Genomic DNA, 15,644 nt, shown 5'->3' with positions numbered 1-15,644 from the left:
ATCCTTACTCTTAGCGTCAACACTTTTTAATAAAAAATTCTTTTTCTTACATAACGAATACATTCTTCCCTATTAGCAACTCTCCGAAATAAACAAAAAATGATTTTATACCTTTCTTCCATCGCCTTTTTTACAACGCTATGTATACGCTCATCTTCAAAATCAAATAAAAGTTCCTCTAACTCTCTCTTCAGTATGTATTCAATTTCTTTTCTCTCTTCCTTCGTCAACATAATCCCAAGCAAATTATCACCCCAATAACGCCTTACGTGTACCGATAAACGCCCCACTCATTTTCAATTATCAATACTGTATCATCAAAAAACAAAATTCTATCACTCATTATATCCACCACTTACGATATTAATCCCTTGTTCTCTTTTTTTAATTTAAAGCATATATGTAACTGAAAAGGATTGGACAAAGGGGCGTAATATTATGTTTTTCTTTTTTATTACGAGTAAAAGAACATTTAAACACATTAGCTTAATAGTCGTACTTTCCTTATTTACAGCATGGCTACTCTTTTTAAAAACATATTCACATGAATCTGCTTTTTCAACTGCTACTGGCCCTAAAGTGATTTACAAAGGGGACACTGCAAAAAAACAAGTTGCATTCACGTTTGACATTAGCTGGGGGGACAAAAAAGCTATTCCAATCCTTAATACACTCAAAGAAAGAGAAATTAAGAATGCAACCTTCTTTCTCTCTGCTGCATGGGCTGAAAGACACCCTGATATTGTCGAACGCATCATGAAAGATGGACATGAGATTGGTAGTATGGGCTATAATTACACATCCTACACTTCACTAGAAGCAAATGAAATACGACGAGATCTTTTGCGGGCACAAGATGTTTTTACGAAACTTGGCGTAAAACAAGTCAAGCTATTACGTCCACCTAGTGGCGATTTTAACAAAACAACTCTTAAAATAGCGGAATCACTCGGATACACCATCGTTCATTGGAGTAACAATTCAAATGACTGGAAAAATCCCGGCGTAAATAAAATCATTTCCACAGTCTCTAGCAATTTAAAGGGTGGAGATATCGTCTTATTACATGCTTCTGATTCTGCCCTTCAAACAAATAAGGCTTTACCATTACTCTTACAAAAATTAAAGAGCGACGGATATGAACAAACCTCTGTATCACAACTTATTTCCAACACAAGTACAAAAAGTGAAGATATTAAGTAGTTCCTTTCTACACGGTCCTTCACACATAAAAAGCTCTGCTATCTTTTGTTAAGATAGCAGAGCTTTTTTATCCTAGCATTTACAGACGATAAGAATCTGGATAATTAAAAATCCACTCTCCTCATTAAGCTGACTTACTCTTTTGTCCAATTAAACGATGCAATACAAGTAACTGATATGAATTACATAATAAAAGTGGTATCACCATTAAATATAACCAATCTGTATCATTAATCCGGAGCGCTGGTACCCATTCAAGAATTGTTACAACAACCATAAAGAACAGAGCGGGAACAAATGCTTTTTTATTCGTTTCTTTACTCTTTATATAAGCGACAATTGCCCCAAACACAAATAACATCCCAGCAACAAGTATGTTATTCCCTAATGAAACTTCCCCATTTGCAACAAGTACTGACCTTAAATAAACGAAATCAAATAATACGAACGCAATAAAGAACAGTTGCACTGTATTCCATAAAGAAGATGACCGAAACATCCCTAATCCAAAACGATGGATCGTTAAATACGCAAAGAACCCCATTTGACTTATAACACTAAAAATAAATCCTACGCCCATCAACCAAAAGGAAATTGCTAAAATCTCTTTTCCGTCGAAATTTTGAAAAAATTTAGCGTACTTGTCCCACTCTAAAACAAAACCAATAAAGACTGTGCTAATCCCACCAAGAAACAACGTCGTAAAAAACAGTCGTACCCACTTGCGGCTATTCACAACACATCCCCCATTATTCTTATATTTCTAATTAAATTGTAACAATGACAATTTCAAAAAGCTAGCCATGTTAATGTATAAATTCCTTAAAGAGATTTATATTAAAAAAAGAGAACTTTGCTGAAAGGAGCTCCAACTTATGAAACGGATGCTGCTCGTTTTGATTTCTTCTTTTCTATTTATAGCACTAGCGGCATGTGCACAAGAAAAAGAAGCAAAATCCGAACTTGATTATGATCAAACAAAAAAAATGATTGTTGATATTTTAAAAACCGATCAAGGAAAAAAAGCGATCCAAGATGTATTAACTGATGAAAAAATGAAACAAGCACTCATACTAGATGAAACAGTAGTAAAAAAAACGATTGAAGATGCACTGGTATCTGAAAAAGGGCAACAATTCTGGGAAAAGCTCTTTAAAGACCCTGAGTTCTCATCGAAATTTGCTAAAAGTATGGGAAAAGAACAAACAAACTTAATGAAAACTTTACTAAAAGATCCTGAATACCAATCAGGTGTTATAGAGATTATGAAAAATCCTGAAGTAGAGAAAATTATGTTACAAACAATGAAGAGTAAAGAATATCGTCAATATTTACAGCAAGTACTAACTGAAACTGCCGAAAGTCCTCTCTTCCAAGCTAAGATGATTGACATCATTAGTAAAGGTGTACAAAAAGCCGAAAAAGGTGGGTCTGATAAGAAAGGCGCAGGTGGTGAAGGCGGTTCTCAAGATGGGAACAAAGAACAATAATAAAAATTATAGCACTGAGTGGACAATGTATATATTGTCCACTCATTACTACTTTAGTTTTGCGTGACAGCTGTTTTATCAATAACTGTCTCAGCTATCGTACGATAAATGAGACCCGTTGTATGTGTATCTTCATATACTGACGGCGCAAAGTCCTCTTTATTCCAATCAGGTTGTTGAAGTGGAATTCGGCCAAGTATATCCGTTTGGAGTTCCGTAGCCAATTTATCTCCTCCACCTCTTCCAAACACATACTCTTTTTCACCAGTTGCTTTACTTTCAAAATACGCCATATTTTCAACAACACCAAGAATGCTATGTTCTGTACGTAAAGCCATGGCTCCAGCGCGCGCTGCTACAAATGCCGCTGTTGGATGCGGCGTTGTTACAATAATCTCTTTACAAGCCGGCAACATCGAATGTACATCTAAAGCAACATCACCCGTACCTGGTGGTAGGTCCAATACTAAGTAATCTAAATCACCCCACTCTACTTCTGTGAAAAAGTGATTTAACATTTTCCCAAGCATCGGTCCTCTCCAAATAACAGGTGCGTTATCTTCTACAAAGAATCCCATTGAGATTACTTTCACGCCTAGACGCTCCACTGGTATTATCTTATCACCTCTTACGATTGGACGTTTTTCTATACCCATCATATCCGGTACACTAAAACCGTAAATATCCGCGTCAATGATACCAACCTTTTTGCCTAAACGAGCTAAAGCAATTGCAAGGTTAACAGAAACAGTTGATTTCCCTACTCCACCTTTTCCACTTGCCACTGCTAAAAATGTTGTATTTGAGTTCGGTGATAATAAGGATTCACTTTTCTCTTCCTCTTGCGGTGGTGCAAACTGAGCTAATTCCTCTTCTGTAAATTCTGCAAAACGAAGTCCAACTGTTGTTGCTCCAAGTTCTTTTACTAACTTTACAATTCCAGACTGCAACTGCATTTGTTCCGCTGTACCCGTCTTTACAATTGCAATTTTAACACTTACATGTTCCTTCTCAGGCTTGACTGTCACCTCTTTAATTGCATTTGTTTCTTTTAACGTTTTATGTATAAACGGATCTACAATCCCTTCCAATGCTTCCACTACCTGCTCTTTTGTTACCATAATTAGCCCAGCCCCCTGTATGAAAAATAACGTATTGTTAATTAAATTTATCTATCTTTATTTTTGAAATAAATGCGTTTACATTTCCAGTATAACATATTTTCGGAAAACTTCGTTAACGAGAGAAACTCGAAAAAATCCTCCTTATTCTGGAGGATTTCCTTTTTCCGTAAAATAACGTAATATACCACGATATATTGCAGCAGCTACTTTTTGTTGGTATTTCTCCGAATTTAACATATATCTTTCATTCACATTCGATAAAAAGCCAGCCTCAATTAAAGCACCTGGTGTTTTGGCATACTTCAATAAATACACGTGAGGAATTGTTTTAGCAGAACGATTCGTATTTTCTAAGCTTGTTCTCAATTCAGCTTGTATAAATTTCGCAGCCCGTTCATTTTCAATCGAAGAACGATAGTAGAAAGTTTGTGCGCCCTTAGATCCACTACTAGTTAGGGCATTTAAATGAATACTCGCAAAAAAGTCTACATCAGGCTTATTAATGATCTCAACACGCTTTTTTAAATCCTCTGCTTTACGTCTACTATATGACTTTGTATCTTTATTAGCTAAATCATAATCTCCTTCACGCGTTAAAATAACTAAAGCACCTTGTTCTTGTAAATAATCTTGTACCTTTTTTGTAATCTCAAGTGTAATATCTTTTTCTACAATATCCTTTCCACCAACAGCCCCTCCGTCTGGCCCACCATGCCCAGCATCTAGTACAATCACTTTCCCTGATAAGGGTAAATTCCAAGCTCGCCACGATTTTGTAATTTGAAATTCTTGTTTAACTAAAAAAAACAAAACAACCGCAGCGAGCGCAAAAGAGATAATTCGAATTCTCTTCATACCTTTCCTCCTCCAGCTAGTCCCTCTAATTACTTATATGGGACAAGAGGAAAGTTTATGCTTGTCTTAGTGTAGCTTTAATCGATATCTTCTTTCGCCTTTTTCATAGCCTTCCTGCCACCACAAGCCGATAAACTGCTGGCAAGATTCAAAAAGCAATTCCTCGTCTTGCAACTTAATTTCACGTATAGTCATACTCGTTAAAAATTGAAATAACGTTTCAGTTAATTGTTGTTCTTCTTCTAAAGCCCTATATTTCACATCAAAGAATGATTCGCCATGATAACCAAATTTACTGTATCTCGCTCCTAATAAATAAGATTCTATCCCTAGTTCAATGCAATAATCTTCATACTGACGATGAAGTTCTTGCATTTGAAAGGCATCACGAATATTTAAACGCAATGTTTTTAATGATAATTCTCGCAGCATCTTCCGCTCGTATTTTAACTGCTTTTCTTTTTGTTTTTCTTGTAAGCTGACAATGACATTCATAGTACTTATAAACCTCCCTAATACGTATTAGTCTAAACTTCTAAAGAAGAAGCATACGTAGGACGGTAGCACTAAAATATTCCAAGCTAAAAAAATTACAAAAGAAGAATTAAACATAAAAAAACCCCAACCAAAATGGTTGGGGTTTGTAGTTCGCAAAAATTAACGTTTTGAGAACTGAGGTGCACGACGTGCGCCTTTAAGACCGTATTTTTTACGCTCTTTCATACGTGCGTCACGAGTTAATAGACCCGCACGTTTTAATGTTAGACGGTATTCTGGATCAGCTTTTAATAAAGCGCGAGAAATACCGTGACGAATAGCACCAGCTTGACCAGTGTATCCACCACCATTTACGTTTACAAGTACATTGTAGTTACCTAAAGTTTCTGTTGCAACTAGAGGTTGTTTCACTACTTCACGTAATGCAGCAAATGGGATATAGTTTTCAAAATCACGACCGTTAATAATAACGCGTCCTTCGCCTGGAACTAGGCGTACGCGCGCTACTGAACTCTTACGACGTCCAGTGCCATAGTATTGAACCTGTGCCAAAGTAAGCCCTCCTTTAATTAATTATCCGCGAAGTTCGTAAACTTCTGGTTGTTGTGCTTGGTGTGGATGCTCTGCTCCAGCATACACGTTTAATTTCTTAGACACTTGACGTCCTAAACGTCCTTTTGGAAGCATGCCTTTAATTGCAAGCTCTAACATTTGTACAGGGTAGTTTGTACGCATTTCTAGAGCTGTTCTTTGCTTAAGTCCACCTGGGTGGTTAGTGTGACGGTAGTAAATTTTATCGTTTAATTTATTACCTGTTAAATGAATTTTCTCAGCGTTAATAATAATTACATGATCACCCGTGTCAACGTGTGGTGTAAATGTTGGTTTGTGTTTACCACGTAAAATGGATGCTACTTCAGTAGATAGGCGACCTAAAGTTTGACCTTCAGCATCAACCACATACCATTTACGCTCAACTTCGTTAGCTTTTGCCATAAAAGTCGTACGCATGTGTTTCCCTCCTCGTTATCTTTTCCATAGAAAAAATCTATTGTTTATCTTAAACACGATTTCCTTCCGGGGCTAATCGTGGTTTTAGAAACAATACCATATGTTATGATATACTTTTGAGTTTCTAATGTCAAGCAAATGTTACACCAGGATTAGTTGTTATAGTTTACCTGCCATAAGTAAAGTCCATGACCTGGAGCCATCTTTCCAGCAAACTGGCGATTTTGTTTCGCTAAAATCTCTGGAATACTATCCGGATCAAGCTTTCCTTGACCTACGCTAAGTAACGTACCAACAATAATTCTGACCATATTATATAAAAATCCATTACCTACAAAGCGAAAAATTAATTCATCGTCTTGCTCAATTAATTCGATTTCATAAATTGTTCGTACTTTATCTTTTTTGTCAGTTTTTGCCGAACAAAAAGAAGTAAAGTCATGCGTTCCAATAAAATAAGGAATCGCTTTTCTTATAGAGTTTATTTCGAGTGGATATGGATATTGATATACGTAATTTCTACGGAATACATCCGCAGTCTTTGATAATAATACACGATAGCGATATTCTTTTTTCTCGACACCGTAACGTGCATGAAATTCTTCTGTTTTCTTCTCTACCTGCCTGATAATAATATCATCCGGCAACATTGTATTTAAAGCATTACTCCATTGCCACTCTTCAAGAGACAAAGGTGTATCAAAGTGTATCACTTGTCCTTTGGCGTGAACGGTAGAATCCGTTCTGCCTGATGCCTGCACACGAACAAGTTCTCCTTTATGCAACTTCTGCAATGCTTTCTCTATTTCTTGTTGAACAGTCCGATGCTGTGGTTGAATTTGGTAACCACAAAAATGAATGCCATCATATGCAACTGTACATTTTATTCTTTCCATTTCTCTATTCTCCATTACGACCGCACCCATGCCAAAATACAAGCTAAACAAAGTAAGCTTACAATTGTTACTGTATCACTTATTTTCCAGCGTAGTTGCCTAAATTTAGTACGTCCTTCGCCACTTTTATATCCACGAGATTCCATCGCAATCGCTAAGTCCTCTGCACGCTTAAAAGCACTGATAAATAATGGAACGAGTAGTGAGATAATAGCTTTCATCCTATCTTTTATCGGTCCCCCGGCGAAATCAATGCCACGTGACGCTTGTGCTTTCATAATTTTACTCGTTTCATCCATTAATGTCGGGATAAAACGTAGTGAAATTGACATCATTAATGCGATTTCATGAACAGGAACTTTTATACGCTTGAACGGCTTTAATAACGTCTCCAACCCATCTGTAATTTCAATAGGTGTCGTCGTTAACGTTAATAATGTCGTCATTAAAATAATAACGAAGAATCGTATAGAAATGTATATCCCTTGCTCTAATCCTTTTTCATGTATCGAAAACCAACCAAGCTGGAATAGTACTTCCCCTTCTTTATTTGTAAAAATATGCAGGAAAAATGTAAAAAGAAAAATCCACAGAATTGGTTTTAAGCCCGAAAGTACATAACGAATCGGCACTTTTGCAAAAAATAAAGCAATGAGTGCATATAAAAATAAAAATCCATATGAAATCGCATTATTTGCTAAGAAAACAACAAATACATATAAAAAGACAATCAACAGCTTCGTACGAGGATCAAGTTGATGAATGAGTGACTGACCTGGAATATATCTCCCAATAATCAACTGCTGCATGATTCATGACCACCTTTTCGTAACACCTGTACAACTTCATGAGTAAGATCCTCTAAAGATAAGGTAGCCTTCGAAATTGAAATACCAAACTTCTCTTCAATTGCACGTTTATACTTTAAAGACATTGGAAGATCCACACCGATTTGTTCTAATTCATCAGCATATGAAAATACTTCCTCTGCTCTTCCTTGCAAAAAGACCGTTCCTTTATGCATGACCACTATTTGATCTGCATACTTAGCGGCATCCTCCATATTATGGGTAACAAGAATGACTGTAAGCCCCTGTTCCTTATGCAAATTGTAAAACATCTCCATGAGCTCGTGCTGTCCTTTTGGATCAAGCCCTGCTGTAGGTTCATCTAATACAAGCACTTCGGGTTCCATCGCAAGTACGCCTGCTATTGCAACACGCCTCATTTGCCCACCGCTTAATTCAAACGGAGAACGTGCTAATAACTCTATGTCCAATCCAACAAGCTGGATTGCATCTTTCGCCTTTTGTTTTGCCTCTTCTTCAGATACACCAAAATTAGTCGGTCCAAAACAAATGTCCTTTTCAACTGTTTCTTCAAATAGTTGATGTTCTGGAAACTGAAAGACAACCCCTACTTTTTTTCGTAGCGGCTTAAGCTTTTTCTCTTTCTTCCCTGCTGAAATTAAATGTTCACCAATTTGAACCGTACCATTTGTCGGCTGCAATAAACCATTTAAATGTTGAATCATCGTCGACTTACCTGAACCAGTATGACCGATAATGGCATAATAGCCCCCACTTGGAAACGACACGTCTACATCATAAAGTGCGCGTCTTTCAAATGGAGTTTTATATTGATAACGATGTTCTACTTTTTGGAATGTAATCTCCAAAGTTCGTTCACCAAGCTTTCCATTGTAAGATGCGTATTTTGCAAGTGAATTTCATTTCTTTTTAATAATTCTGCTATTTTCACCGAAAAAGGTACATCTAATCCAATCTCTTGGAGCATATGAGAGGATTTGAAAATTTGCTCTGGAGTACCTTCCTCTAATATTTCTCCCTTGTTCAAAATAATAATACGGTCTGACTGTGCCGCTTCTTCTAAATCGTGCGTAATCGATAATACCGTAATACCCTTTTGATCAACAAGTTGTCTGACCGTTTCTACTACTTCACGTCTCCCCTGAGGGTCTAACATTGAAGTTGCTTCATCTAGTATTAAAATAGATGGTTGAAGTGCTAAAACACCTGCTATTGCGACTCGCTGCTTTTGTCCACCAGATAACGAATGGGGTTCTTCATTTAAAAAATCTTCCATACGGACAAGTTGCAGAGCTTGTTCTAGTCTTTCTATCATCTGCTCCCTTGGCATTCCGATGTTCTCTAGGCCGAATACAACGTCATCTTGTACTGTCGTTCCAACAAATTGATTATCTGGATTTTGAAATACCATGCCAATTTGCTTTCGAACATCCCATACTGTTTCCTCTGATAAAATCATTGTATCATTTAAAGTAATTTTCCCTGATTCCGGTAAAAATAAGCCATTCAATAATTTTGCAAGTGTAGACTTCCCTGAACCATTTTGTCCAATAACAGATACCCATTCTCCTTCATATAAGGAAAACGAAACATCTTTTAATGCATAAGAGGCTGCCCCAGGATATTGAAATGATATATTTTCTGTCCGAAGTTTCTCTTTTTTCAATACAAGGCACCCTTTCTTTCGTCAAGTTAGCCTATTTTTATACTTAAAAAAAAAGGGCCATGACCAGTTACTTGAAAAGAACTGTCCTGCCCTTTTAATCATCATTATACTAACTCGATAATTACCATTGGTGCTGCGTCTCCGCGACGTGGACCAATTTTTGCAATACGAGTGTATCCGCCTTGGCGCTCAGCATAGCGTGGAGCTACATCAGCGAATAATTTTTGAAGTGCATCTTGACCAGTCTCAGCGTTAGCAACCTCATTACGGATGAAAGCTGCTGCTTGACGACGAGCATGAAGATCTCCGCGTTTACCTAAAGTGATCATTTTTTCCACTACAGAACGAAGTTCTTTTGCACGAGTTTCTGTCGTTTGGATGCGCTCGTTGATAATTAAATCAGTAGCTAAATCACGTAACATAGCTTTACGTTGCGCACTTGTACGGCCTAATTTTCTGTATGCCATTCGTAGTTCCCTCCTTTGTTGATGGGTTTAAATCCTCAGTCGTCTTTACGTAAACCTAAACCTAATTCCTCAAGTTTATGTTTAACTTCTTCTAAGGATTTACGTCCTAAGTTACGAACTTTCATCATATCTTCTTCTGTTTTGTTCGCAAGCTCTTGTACAGTATTAATTCCTGCACGTTTTAGGCAATTATAAGAACGAACAGAAAGATCTAGTTCTTCGATAGTCATCTCAAGAACTTTTTCTTTTTGATCTTCTTCCTTCTCGACCATAATCTCAGCATTTTGTGCTTCGTCAGTTAAACCAACAAAGATATTTAAATGCTCAGTTAAGATTTTGGCACCTAAAGAGATAGCTTCTTTTGGCCCGATGCTTCCATCCGTCCATACATCAAGCGTAAGCTTATCATAATTAGCCACTTGTCCGACACGTGTCTTTTCCACTTGGTAAGTCACACGTGATACTGGAGTATAAATAGAATCAATAGGAATTACTCCTATTGGTTGATCTTCGCTTTTATTTGCATCAGCTGGCGTATACCCACGGCCACGCTTTGCAGTTAAACGCATGCGGAAATGCGCATTTTTTGCTAACGTCGCAATGTGTAAATCTGGATTTAAGATTTCAACATCACTATCGTGAGTAATATCAGCAGCTGTGACAATACCTTCGCCCTGTACATCGATTTCCAACGTCTTCTCTTCATCAGAGTAGATTTTAAGAGCTAACTTTTTCAAGTTTAAGATCATCGTCGTAACGTCTTCTACTACGCCCTCAACTGTTGAAAATTCGTGTAAAACGCCATCGATTTGGATAGCAGTTACAGCGGCACCAGGGAGTGAGGATAAAAGAATACGACGTAAGGAGTTACCCAAAGTAGTACCATATCCACGCTCAAGCGGTTCAATCACGAATTTGCCATACTTAGCATCTTCGTTAAGTTCAACCGTTTCGATTTTCGGTTTTTCGATTTCAATCATTAACTAAACCCTCCTTCAAAACGTCGAAACCCCGGTTAAACAAAGGAAGAACCTCTGTTTAACCGAAAGTCCCCCTTAGGCAGTTCCCGATTGTGCACAACAAGCGATGTTTCTGTACGAAATTTCTCGATAATGCATCATATCCATTATAGACAAAAGGGAAAATTCTATACAGAAAAATTACACACGACGACGTTTTGGTGGACGACATCCATTATGAGGAACTGGAGTAACATCTCTAATTGCTGTTACTTCTAGACCTGCCGCTTGAAGAGCACGAATTGCAGCTTCACGACCAGCACCAGGACCTTTAACAGTAACCTCTAAAGTTTTTAAACCATGCTCCATTGCAACTTTAGAAGCAGCTTCAGCAGCCATTTGCGCAGCGAATGGAGTAGATTTACGAGATCCACGGAAACCAAGTGCACCAGCACTAGACCAAGAAAGTGCGTTACCATGAGTATCTGTAAGTGTTACGATTGTGTTGTTGAAAGTAGAACGAATATGAGCTATACCAGCTTCAATATTCTTTTTCACACGTTTTTTACGAGTGTTTGTTTTACGTGCCATTGTTAGTTCAACCTCCTTTACTTATTATTTCTTTTTATTTGCTACTGTACGACGTGGACCTTTACGTGTACGAGCATTGTTTTTAGAGTTTTGACCACGAACTGGTAAACCACGACGGTGACGAAGACCACGGTAAGAACCGATCTCCATTAGACGTTTAATGTTAAGAGATACTTCACGACGAAGGTCTCCCTCAACTTTAATACGATCGATGATATCACGGATACGTCCTAATTCATCTTCCGATAAATCACGAACTCGTGTTTCCGAAGAAATACCAGCTTCTGTAAGAATTTTTTCAGCAGTTGTGCGACCAATGCCGAATACGTAAGTTAAAGAAATAACAACGCGCTTGTCACGAGGAATATCTACACCTGCGATACGTGCCATTTTGAATGCACCTCCTTCTGATTAACCTTGTTTTTGTTTATGTTTAGGGTTTTCACAAATAACCATTACTTTTCCACGTCTACGAATAACTTTACATTTTTCGCAGATTGGTTTAACTGACGGTCTTACTTTCATGTCTCGAACCTCCTTAAAGATTACGGAGTGCTATATTATTTAAAACGGTACGTAATACGACCACGATTTAAATCGTACGGAGATAATTCTACCGTAACTTTGTCTCCTGGTAAAATACGAATGAAGTTCATACGGATTTTACCAGAAACGTGAGCCAATACGACATGCCCATTCTCTAATTCTACTTTGAACATAGCATTTGGCAACGTTTCAAGAACGGTACCTTCGACTTCAATTACATCATCTTTAGCCATTCAATAGTTCTCCCTTCTTCAAATCAGTAACATTTTACACTGCTCTGAAATCCCGGAGAGCCAGCTACTTATAAAGTGGTAAGGATTTCGTATCCTGCTTCTGTAAGAGCAATCGTGTGCTCAAAATGGGCACACCATTTACCATCTACCGTTACCACTGTCCAGTCATCAGATAGTGTTTTTACATATCGTCTTCCTTGATTCACCATCGGCTCAACACAGATGACCATTCCCGGCTTTAATCTAGGGCCTCTATTTGGTGGACCATAGTGCGGGATTTGAGGGTCCTCATGTAAGTCTTGCCCGATTCCGTGACCAACATACTCCCTAACGATCGAGAACCCATTCTCTTCAGCATGTGTTTGAACCGCATGCGAGATATTTGATAATCTTTCGCCTGGTTTTACTTGTTCTAGACCAAGATACAACGATTTTTCTGTGACATCAAGTAGCTTTTGAACAGATTCAGAAATGTTTCCAACTGGATACGTCCATGCAGAATCACCATGGTACCCATTGTATTTCGCACCAATATCGATACTGATGATATCGCCCTCTTCGAGCTTACGCTTCCCTGGAATCCCGTGTACAAGCTCTTCATTTACAGAAGCACAAATGCTCCCCGGAAATCCGTTGTATCCTTTAAAAGATGGCGTAGCACCATATTTTCGAATCGTCTTTTCCGCTATTTGATCGAGCTCTTTCGTTGTAATTCCTGGAGTAATATGTTGTTTCAACTCTTGATGAGTTAAAGCAACGATCCTGCCAGCTTCTCGCATGATTTCTATCTCGCGAGGAGTTTTGCAGATGATCATTACGCTAAGTCTCCGATGAGAACATCGATATCAGCAAATACTTTATTGATATCTTGCTCACCATTAATGCTTTGTAAGTAGCCAAGCTCCTCGTAGAAATCAAGCAAAGGTTTTGTTTGCTTAATATTTACATCTAAACGATTTGCTACAGTTTCTTCATTGTCATCAGAGCGTTGATATAATTCGCCACCACATTTATCGCACACATCAGCTTTTGCTGGCGGATTGAATTCTAAGTGGTAAGTCGCACCGCATTCTTTACAAATGCGACGGCCTGTAAGGCGTTTTAATAACAACCCTGAATCCACATTAATGTTTAAAACATAGTCGATTTTTTTGCCAAGATCTTTCATAATCTCTTCAAGAGCTGATGCTTGTGCAACAGTTCGTGGGAAACCATCTAATAAGAAGCCTTTAATACAGTCTTCTTGGCTTAAACGTTCACGAACAATTCCAATTGTAACTTCATCTGGAACAAGCGCACCTTTATCAATAAAAGATTTTGCTTGTAAACCAAGTTCAGTTTCAGCCTTCATAGCTGCACGGAACATATCTCCTGTTGAGATGTGAGGGATGTTATACTTGGCAATAATCTGTTCGGCTTGTGTACCTTTACCAGCACCAGGAAGCCCCATTAAAATCAAGTTCATCCTTGTTCCCCCTCAGTACATGAGCATGTAGGGAAGACAGTTCTTCCCACTTACTCACTGCTTGATAAACCCTTTGTAATGGCGTTTTACCAATTGGCTTTCTAGCTGCTTCATTGTTTCTAAAGCAACGCCGACAACGATTAACATACTCGTTCCACCAATCTGTGCAGATGGAGGAAGATTTCCCAATTTCGTAAAGATAACTGGTAAGATTGCAATCGCTGCTAGGAAAATTGATCCCACAAAGGTCAAACGATACAAGATTTTTGTTAGATATTGTTCTGTATTCTTACCCGGACGAATACCTGGAACATATCCACCTTGCTTGTTTAGATTCTCTGACATTTGCTCTGGATTAACCTGAACAAATGCATAGAAATATGTGAAGGCTACAATGAGCGCAACATATATGATCATTCCCACTGGGTGAGAATAGTTAAAGTTTGCAATAATCCACTGCGACACATCATGTTTCGGGAAGAACTGTGCAATAGTTGGAGGCGTAATTAAGAATGAAACAGCAAAAATGACTGGAATAACACCCGCACTATTTACCTTAAGTGGTAAATGAGTGTTTTGTGCTCCAGCATGATTCCCATTCCCTCCTGTTACACGCTTCGCGTATTGAATTGGGATCTTTCTAACAGCCTGTTGAATGAAAATAACACCAACAATAACCGCTAGCACAGCTAGTAAAATCAATGCAACTTTAACGATACTCATGAACAATTGATCTCCGATATTTTGAAACTGTTGTTGATACACTTGAGATATAACACTTGGGATCGCTGCGGCAATACCACCAAAGATAAGAATGGAAATACCATTACCTACACCTTTAGCTGTAATCTGTTCACCTAACCACATTAAAAATGCAGTACCAGCAGTCAGTACCGTAGCAATGTATAAATAAGTGCTCCAACCTGGATTCAAAATTAATTGCCCACCTACCATACCGTTAAAACCGATTGACATACCAAACCCCTGAATAAACGCAAGAACAATTGTAAAGTAACGCGTGAATTGCGTTAGTTTACGACGGCCCATTTCGCCTTGCTTCGACCATTCCGAAAATTTAGGAACAACATCCATCTGCAATAATTGCACGATGATGGATGCTGTAATATACGGCATGATTCCCATCGCGAAGATGGAGAAGTTTTTCAAGGCGCCACCGCCAAATGTATTTAGGATACCTAAGGCATTTAATTGATCTTGTGCTTTCAGTACGTCTCCATTTGTAAATGGCACTGGGATAAACGTGCCAATCCTGAATACGACTAACATCGCTAAAGTGAATAATATTTTACGTCTTATCTCAGCAACGCGCATAAAGTTGGAGATTGTACGAAACATTAGATCACCTCAACTGATCCGCCAGCTGCTTCAATTGCTTCTTTAGCACTTGAAGAGAACTTGTGCGCTTTAACAGTTAATTTTTTCTCTACTGCTCCGCTTGCAAGAATTTTAACACCGTCGTTTAATTTGCTGATAACGCCAGTTTCCAGCAATAATTCAGGTGTTACTTCTGTACCATCTTCAAAACGATTTAACGTTGATAAGTTTACAATAGTAAACTCTTTACGGTTAATGTTTGTGAAGCCGCGTTTTGGTAAACGACGGAATAGTGGAGTTTGACCACCTTCGAAGCCAAGACGAACACCGCCGCCAGAACGTGCGTTTTGTCCTTTATGACCTCTACCAGCAGTTTTACCGTTACCAGAACCGATACCACGACCGACACGGTTACGTACTTTACGAGAACCTTCTGCAGGTTTTAATTCATGAAGTTTCATTCCCAGGCACCTCC

General features: G+C 38.2%; 23 protein-coding genes. 2 read left to right on the top strand and 21 right to left on the bottom strand.

The features are described from left to right. Window positions 1-26: 26 nt before the first annotated feature. A complete protein-coding gene (locus tag MKY90_RS00870) occupies window positions 27-245 on the bottom strand; it encodes a hypothetical protein (RefSeq protein ID WP_044441818.1) in 219 nt (72 codons plus the stop codon). 193 nt (window positions 246-438) lie between these two features. Between MKY90_RS00870 and pdaB the strand changes: the two genes are divergently transcribed. Then, on the top strand, window positions 439-1,203 hold the full coding sequence (gene pdaB / locus MKY90_RS00865; protein WP_002029332.1) for a polysaccharide deacetylase family sporulation protein PdaB: 765 nt from the start codon (window positions 439-441) through the stop codon (window positions 1,201-1,203). Between the two features lie 124 nt (window positions 1,204-1,327). Here the strand turns inward: pdaB and kbaA are convergent, their stop codons facing one another. Then, complete coding sequence (gene kbaA, locus MKY90_RS00860) at window positions 1,328-1,939, bottom strand: KinB signaling pathway activation protein KbaA (RefSeq protein WP_002124701.1); 612 nt, start codon at window positions 1,937-1,939, stop codon at window positions 1,328-1,330. 139 nt (window positions 1,940-2,078) lie between these two features. Between kbaA and gerD the strand changes: the two genes are divergently transcribed. Next, window positions 2,079-2,693 (top strand): spore germination lipoprotein GerD, encoded by a 615-nt coding sequence (gerD, locus tag MKY90_RS00855; RefSeq protein WP_002009716.1) that lies wholly within the window; start codon window positions 2,079-2,081, stop codon window positions 2,691-2,693. A 53-nt stretch (window positions 2,694-2,746) separates the two neighbouring features. Here gerD and MKY90_RS00850 read toward each other — a convergent pair whose 3' ends face one another. From MKY90_RS00850 to rplO, 19 genes are all read right to left on the bottom strand, one after another. Beyond that, on the bottom strand, window positions 2,747-3,814 hold the full coding sequence (locus tag MKY90_RS00850) for an Mrp/NBP35 family ATP-binding protein (protein ID WP_063218464.1): 1,068 nt from the start codon (window positions 3,812-3,814) through the stop codon (window positions 2,747-2,749). Window positions 3,815-3,958: 144 nt separating this feature from the next. Beyond that, window positions 3,959-4,672 (bottom strand): N-acetylmuramoyl-L-alanine amidase CwlD, encoded by a 714-nt coding sequence (cwlD, locus tag MKY90_RS00845; RefSeq protein ID WP_002009721.1) that lies wholly within the window; start codon window positions 4,670-4,672, stop codon window positions 3,959-3,961. A 66-nt stretch (window positions 4,673-4,738) separates the two neighbouring features. Continuing rightward, entirely contained in the window at window positions 4,739-5,167 is a 429-nt protein-coding gene (locus MKY90_RS00840) for a DUF2521 family protein (RefSeq protein WP_002029335.1), read from the bottom strand. A 162-nt stretch (window positions 5,168-5,329) separates the two neighbouring features. Beyond that, on the bottom strand, window positions 5,330-5,722 hold the full coding sequence (gene rpsI / locus MKY90_RS00835) for a 30S ribosomal protein S9 (RefSeq protein ID WP_002009728.1): 393 nt from the start codon (window positions 5,720-5,722) through the stop codon (window positions 5,330-5,332). A gap of 21 nt (window positions 5,723-5,743) precedes the next feature. After that, a complete protein-coding gene (rplM, locus tag MKY90_RS00830) occupies window positions 5,744-6,181 on the bottom strand; it encodes a 50S ribosomal protein L13 (protein WP_002029337.1) in 438 nt (145 codons plus the stop codon). A gap of 152 nt (window positions 6,182-6,333) precedes the next feature. After that, window positions 6,334-7,077, bottom strand: a complete 744-nt coding sequence (gene truA / locus MKY90_RS00825) for a tRNA pseudouridine(38-40) synthase TruA (protein WP_002124694.1) — start codon at window positions 7,075-7,077, stop codon at window positions 6,334-6,336. A gap of 14 nt (window positions 7,078-7,091) precedes the next feature. Further along, window positions 7,092-7,886: an energy-coupling factor transporter transmembrane component T family protein gene (locus tag MKY90_RS00820; protein WP_002124692.1), complete on the bottom strand. Its 795-nt coding sequence runs from the start codon at window positions 7,884-7,886 to the stop codon at window positions 7,092-7,094. Further along, window positions 7,874-8,755: an energy-coupling factor ABC transporter ATP-binding protein gene (locus MKY90_RS00815; protein WP_002124690.1), complete on the bottom strand. Its 882-nt coding sequence runs from the start codon at window positions 8,753-8,755 to the stop codon at window positions 7,874-7,876. The genes MKY90_RS00820 and MKY90_RS00815 overlap by 13 nt, the downstream gene beginning before the upstream one ends. Further along, the gene (locus MKY90_RS00810) at window positions 8,731-9,573 is read right to left on the bottom strand and encodes an energy-coupling factor ABC transporter ATP-binding protein (RefSeq protein WP_002009740.1); all 843 of its coding nucleotides are present in this window, start codon (window positions 9,571-9,573) and stop codon (window positions 8,731-8,733) included. Before MKY90_RS00810 ends, MKY90_RS00815 begins: the two co-directional genes overlap by 25 nt. Window positions 9,574-9,677: 104 nt before the next feature. After that, the gene (gene rplQ / locus MKY90_RS00805) at window positions 9,678-10,040 is read right to left on the bottom strand and encodes a 50S ribosomal protein L17 (RefSeq protein ID WP_000331490.1); all 363 of its coding nucleotides are present in this window, start codon (window positions 10,038-10,040) and stop codon (window positions 9,678-9,680) included. A gap of 35 nt (window positions 10,041-10,075) precedes the next feature. Next, the gene (locus MKY90_RS00800) at window positions 10,076-11,020 is read right to left on the bottom strand and encodes a DNA-directed RNA polymerase subunit alpha (protein ID WP_002029340.1); all 945 of its coding nucleotides are present in this window, start codon (window positions 11,018-11,020) and stop codon (window positions 10,076-10,078) included. Between the two features lie 180 nt (window positions 11,021-11,200). Continuing rightward, entirely contained in the window at window positions 11,201-11,590 is a 390-nt protein-coding gene (gene rpsK / locus MKY90_RS00795) for a 30S ribosomal protein S11 (RefSeq protein ID WP_002009745.1), read from the bottom strand. Between the two features lie 24 nt (window positions 11,591-11,614). Next, window positions 11,615-11,980: a 30S ribosomal protein S13 gene (gene rpsM / locus MKY90_RS00790; protein ID WP_002009746.1), complete on the bottom strand. Its 366-nt coding sequence runs from the start codon at window positions 11,978-11,980 to the stop codon at window positions 11,615-11,617. A gap of 21 nt (window positions 11,981-12,001) precedes the next feature. Continuing rightward, entirely contained in the window at window positions 12,002-12,115 is a 114-nt protein-coding gene (rpmJ, locus tag MKY90_RS00785; RefSeq protein WP_000868344.1) for a 50S ribosomal protein L36, read from the bottom strand. A gap of 35 nt (window positions 12,116-12,150) precedes the next feature. Further along, the gene (infA, locus tag MKY90_RS00780) at window positions 12,151-12,369 is read right to left on the bottom strand and encodes a translation initiation factor IF-1 (RefSeq protein WP_001029884.1); all 219 of its coding nucleotides are present in this window, start codon (window positions 12,367-12,369) and stop codon (window positions 12,151-12,153) included. Between the two features lie 68 nt (window positions 12,370-12,437). Further along, window positions 12,438-13,184 carry a type I methionyl aminopeptidase gene (gene map / locus MKY90_RS00775; protein WP_000582542.1) on the bottom strand — a complete coding sequence of 249 codons (747 nt, stop codon included), beginning with the start codon at window positions 13,182-13,184 and terminating at the stop codon, window positions 12,438-12,440. Beyond that, window positions 13,184-13,834, bottom strand: coding sequence for an adenylate kinase (locus MKY90_RS00770; RefSeq protein WP_002009751.1), 651 nt, complete (start codon window positions 13,832-13,834; stop codon window positions 13,184-13,186). Before MKY90_RS00770 ends, map begins: the two co-directional genes overlap by 1 nt. Window positions 13,835-13,888: 54 nt before the next feature. Continuing rightward, window positions 13,889-15,190, bottom strand: a complete 1,302-nt coding sequence (gene secY, locus MKY90_RS00765; protein ID WP_002124688.1) for a preprotein translocase subunit SecY — start codon at window positions 15,188-15,190, stop codon at window positions 13,889-13,891. Continuing rightward, window positions 15,190-15,630 (bottom strand): 50S ribosomal protein L15, encoded by a 441-nt coding sequence (gene rplO / locus MKY90_RS00760; protein WP_002009754.1) that lies wholly within the window; start codon window positions 15,628-15,630, stop codon window positions 15,190-15,192. The genes secY and rplO overlap by 1 nt, the downstream gene beginning before the upstream one ends. Between the last annotated feature and the right edge of the window lie 14 nt (window positions 15,631-15,644).

The sequence above is a fragment of the Bacillus sp. FSL P2-0099 genome (assembly GCF_038007445.1).
GTDB classification, from domain to species: Bacteria; Bacillota; Bacilli; order Bacillales; family Bacillaceae_G; genus Bacillus_A; species Bacillus_A mycoides.
This window is presented reverse-complemented; position numbering and strand designations above follow the sequence as displayed.

Bases quoted from the DNA above. Each gene is read 5' to 3' on its own strand.
- pdaB (WP_002029332.1), top strand. From the start codon at position 439: ATGTTTTTCTTTTTTATTACGAGTAAAAGAACATTTAAACACATTAGC.
- gerD (WP_002009716.1), top strand. From the start codon at position 2,079: ATGAAACGGATGCTGCTCGTTTTGATTTCTTCTTTTCTATTTATAGCA.
- MKY90_RS00850 (WP_063218464.1), bottom strand. From the start codon at position 3,814: ATGGTAACAAAAGAGCAGGTAGTGGAAGCATTGGAAGGGATTGTAGAT.
- cwlD (WP_002009721.1), bottom strand. From the start codon at position 4,672: ATGAAGAGAATTCGAATTATCTCTTTTGCGCTCGCTGCGGTTGTTTTG.
- MKY90_RS00840 (WP_002029335.1), bottom strand. From the start codon at position 5,167: ATGAATGTCATTGTCAGCTTACAAGAAAAACAAAAAGAAAAGCAGTTA.
- rplM (WP_002029337.1), bottom strand. From the start codon at position 6,181: ATGCGTACGACTTTTATGGCAAAAGCTAACGAAGTTGAGCGTAAATGG.
- truA (WP_002124694.1), bottom strand. From the start codon at position 7,077: ATGGAAAGAATAAAATGTACAGTTGCATATGATGGCATTCATTTTTGT.
- MKY90_RS00820 (WP_002124692.1), bottom strand. From the start codon at position 7,886: ATGCAGCAGTTGATTATTGGGAGATATATTCCAGGTCAGTCACTCATT.
- rplQ (WP_000331490.1), bottom strand. From the start codon at position 10,040: ATGGCATACAGAAAATTAGGCCGTACAAGTGCGCAACGTAAAGCTATG.
- MKY90_RS00800 (WP_002029340.1), bottom strand. From the start codon at position 11,020: ATGATTGAAATCGAAAAACCGAAAATCGAAACGGTTGAACTTAACGAA.
- rpsK (WP_002009745.1), bottom strand. From the start codon at position 11,590: ATGGCACGTAAAACAAACACTCGTAAAAAACGTGTGAAAAAGAATATT.
- rpsM (WP_002009746.1), bottom strand. From the start codon at position 11,980: ATGGCACGTATCGCAGGTGTAGATATTCCTCGTGACAAGCGCGTTGTT.
- rpmJ (WP_000868344.1), bottom strand. From the start codon at position 12,115: ATGAAAGTAAGACCGTCAGTTAAACCAATCTGCGAAAAATGTAAAGTT.
- infA (WP_001029884.1), bottom strand. From the start codon at position 12,369: ATGGCTAAAGATGATGTAATTGAAGTCGAAGGTACCGTTCTTGAAACG.
- map (WP_000582542.1), bottom strand. From the start codon at position 13,184: ATGATCATCTGCAAAACTCCTCGCGAGATAGAAATCATGCGAGAAGCT.
- MKY90_RS00770 (WP_002009751.1), bottom strand. From the start codon at position 13,834: ATGAACTTGATTTTAATGGGGCTTCCTGGTGCTGGTAAAGGTACACAA.
- secY (WP_002124688.1), bottom strand. From the start codon at position 15,190: ATGTTTCGTACAATCTCCAACTTTATGCGCGTTGCTGAGATAAGACGT.
- rplO (WP_002009754.1), bottom strand. From the start codon at position 15,630: ATGAAACTTCATGAATTAAAACCTGCAGAAGGTTCTCGTAAAGTACGT.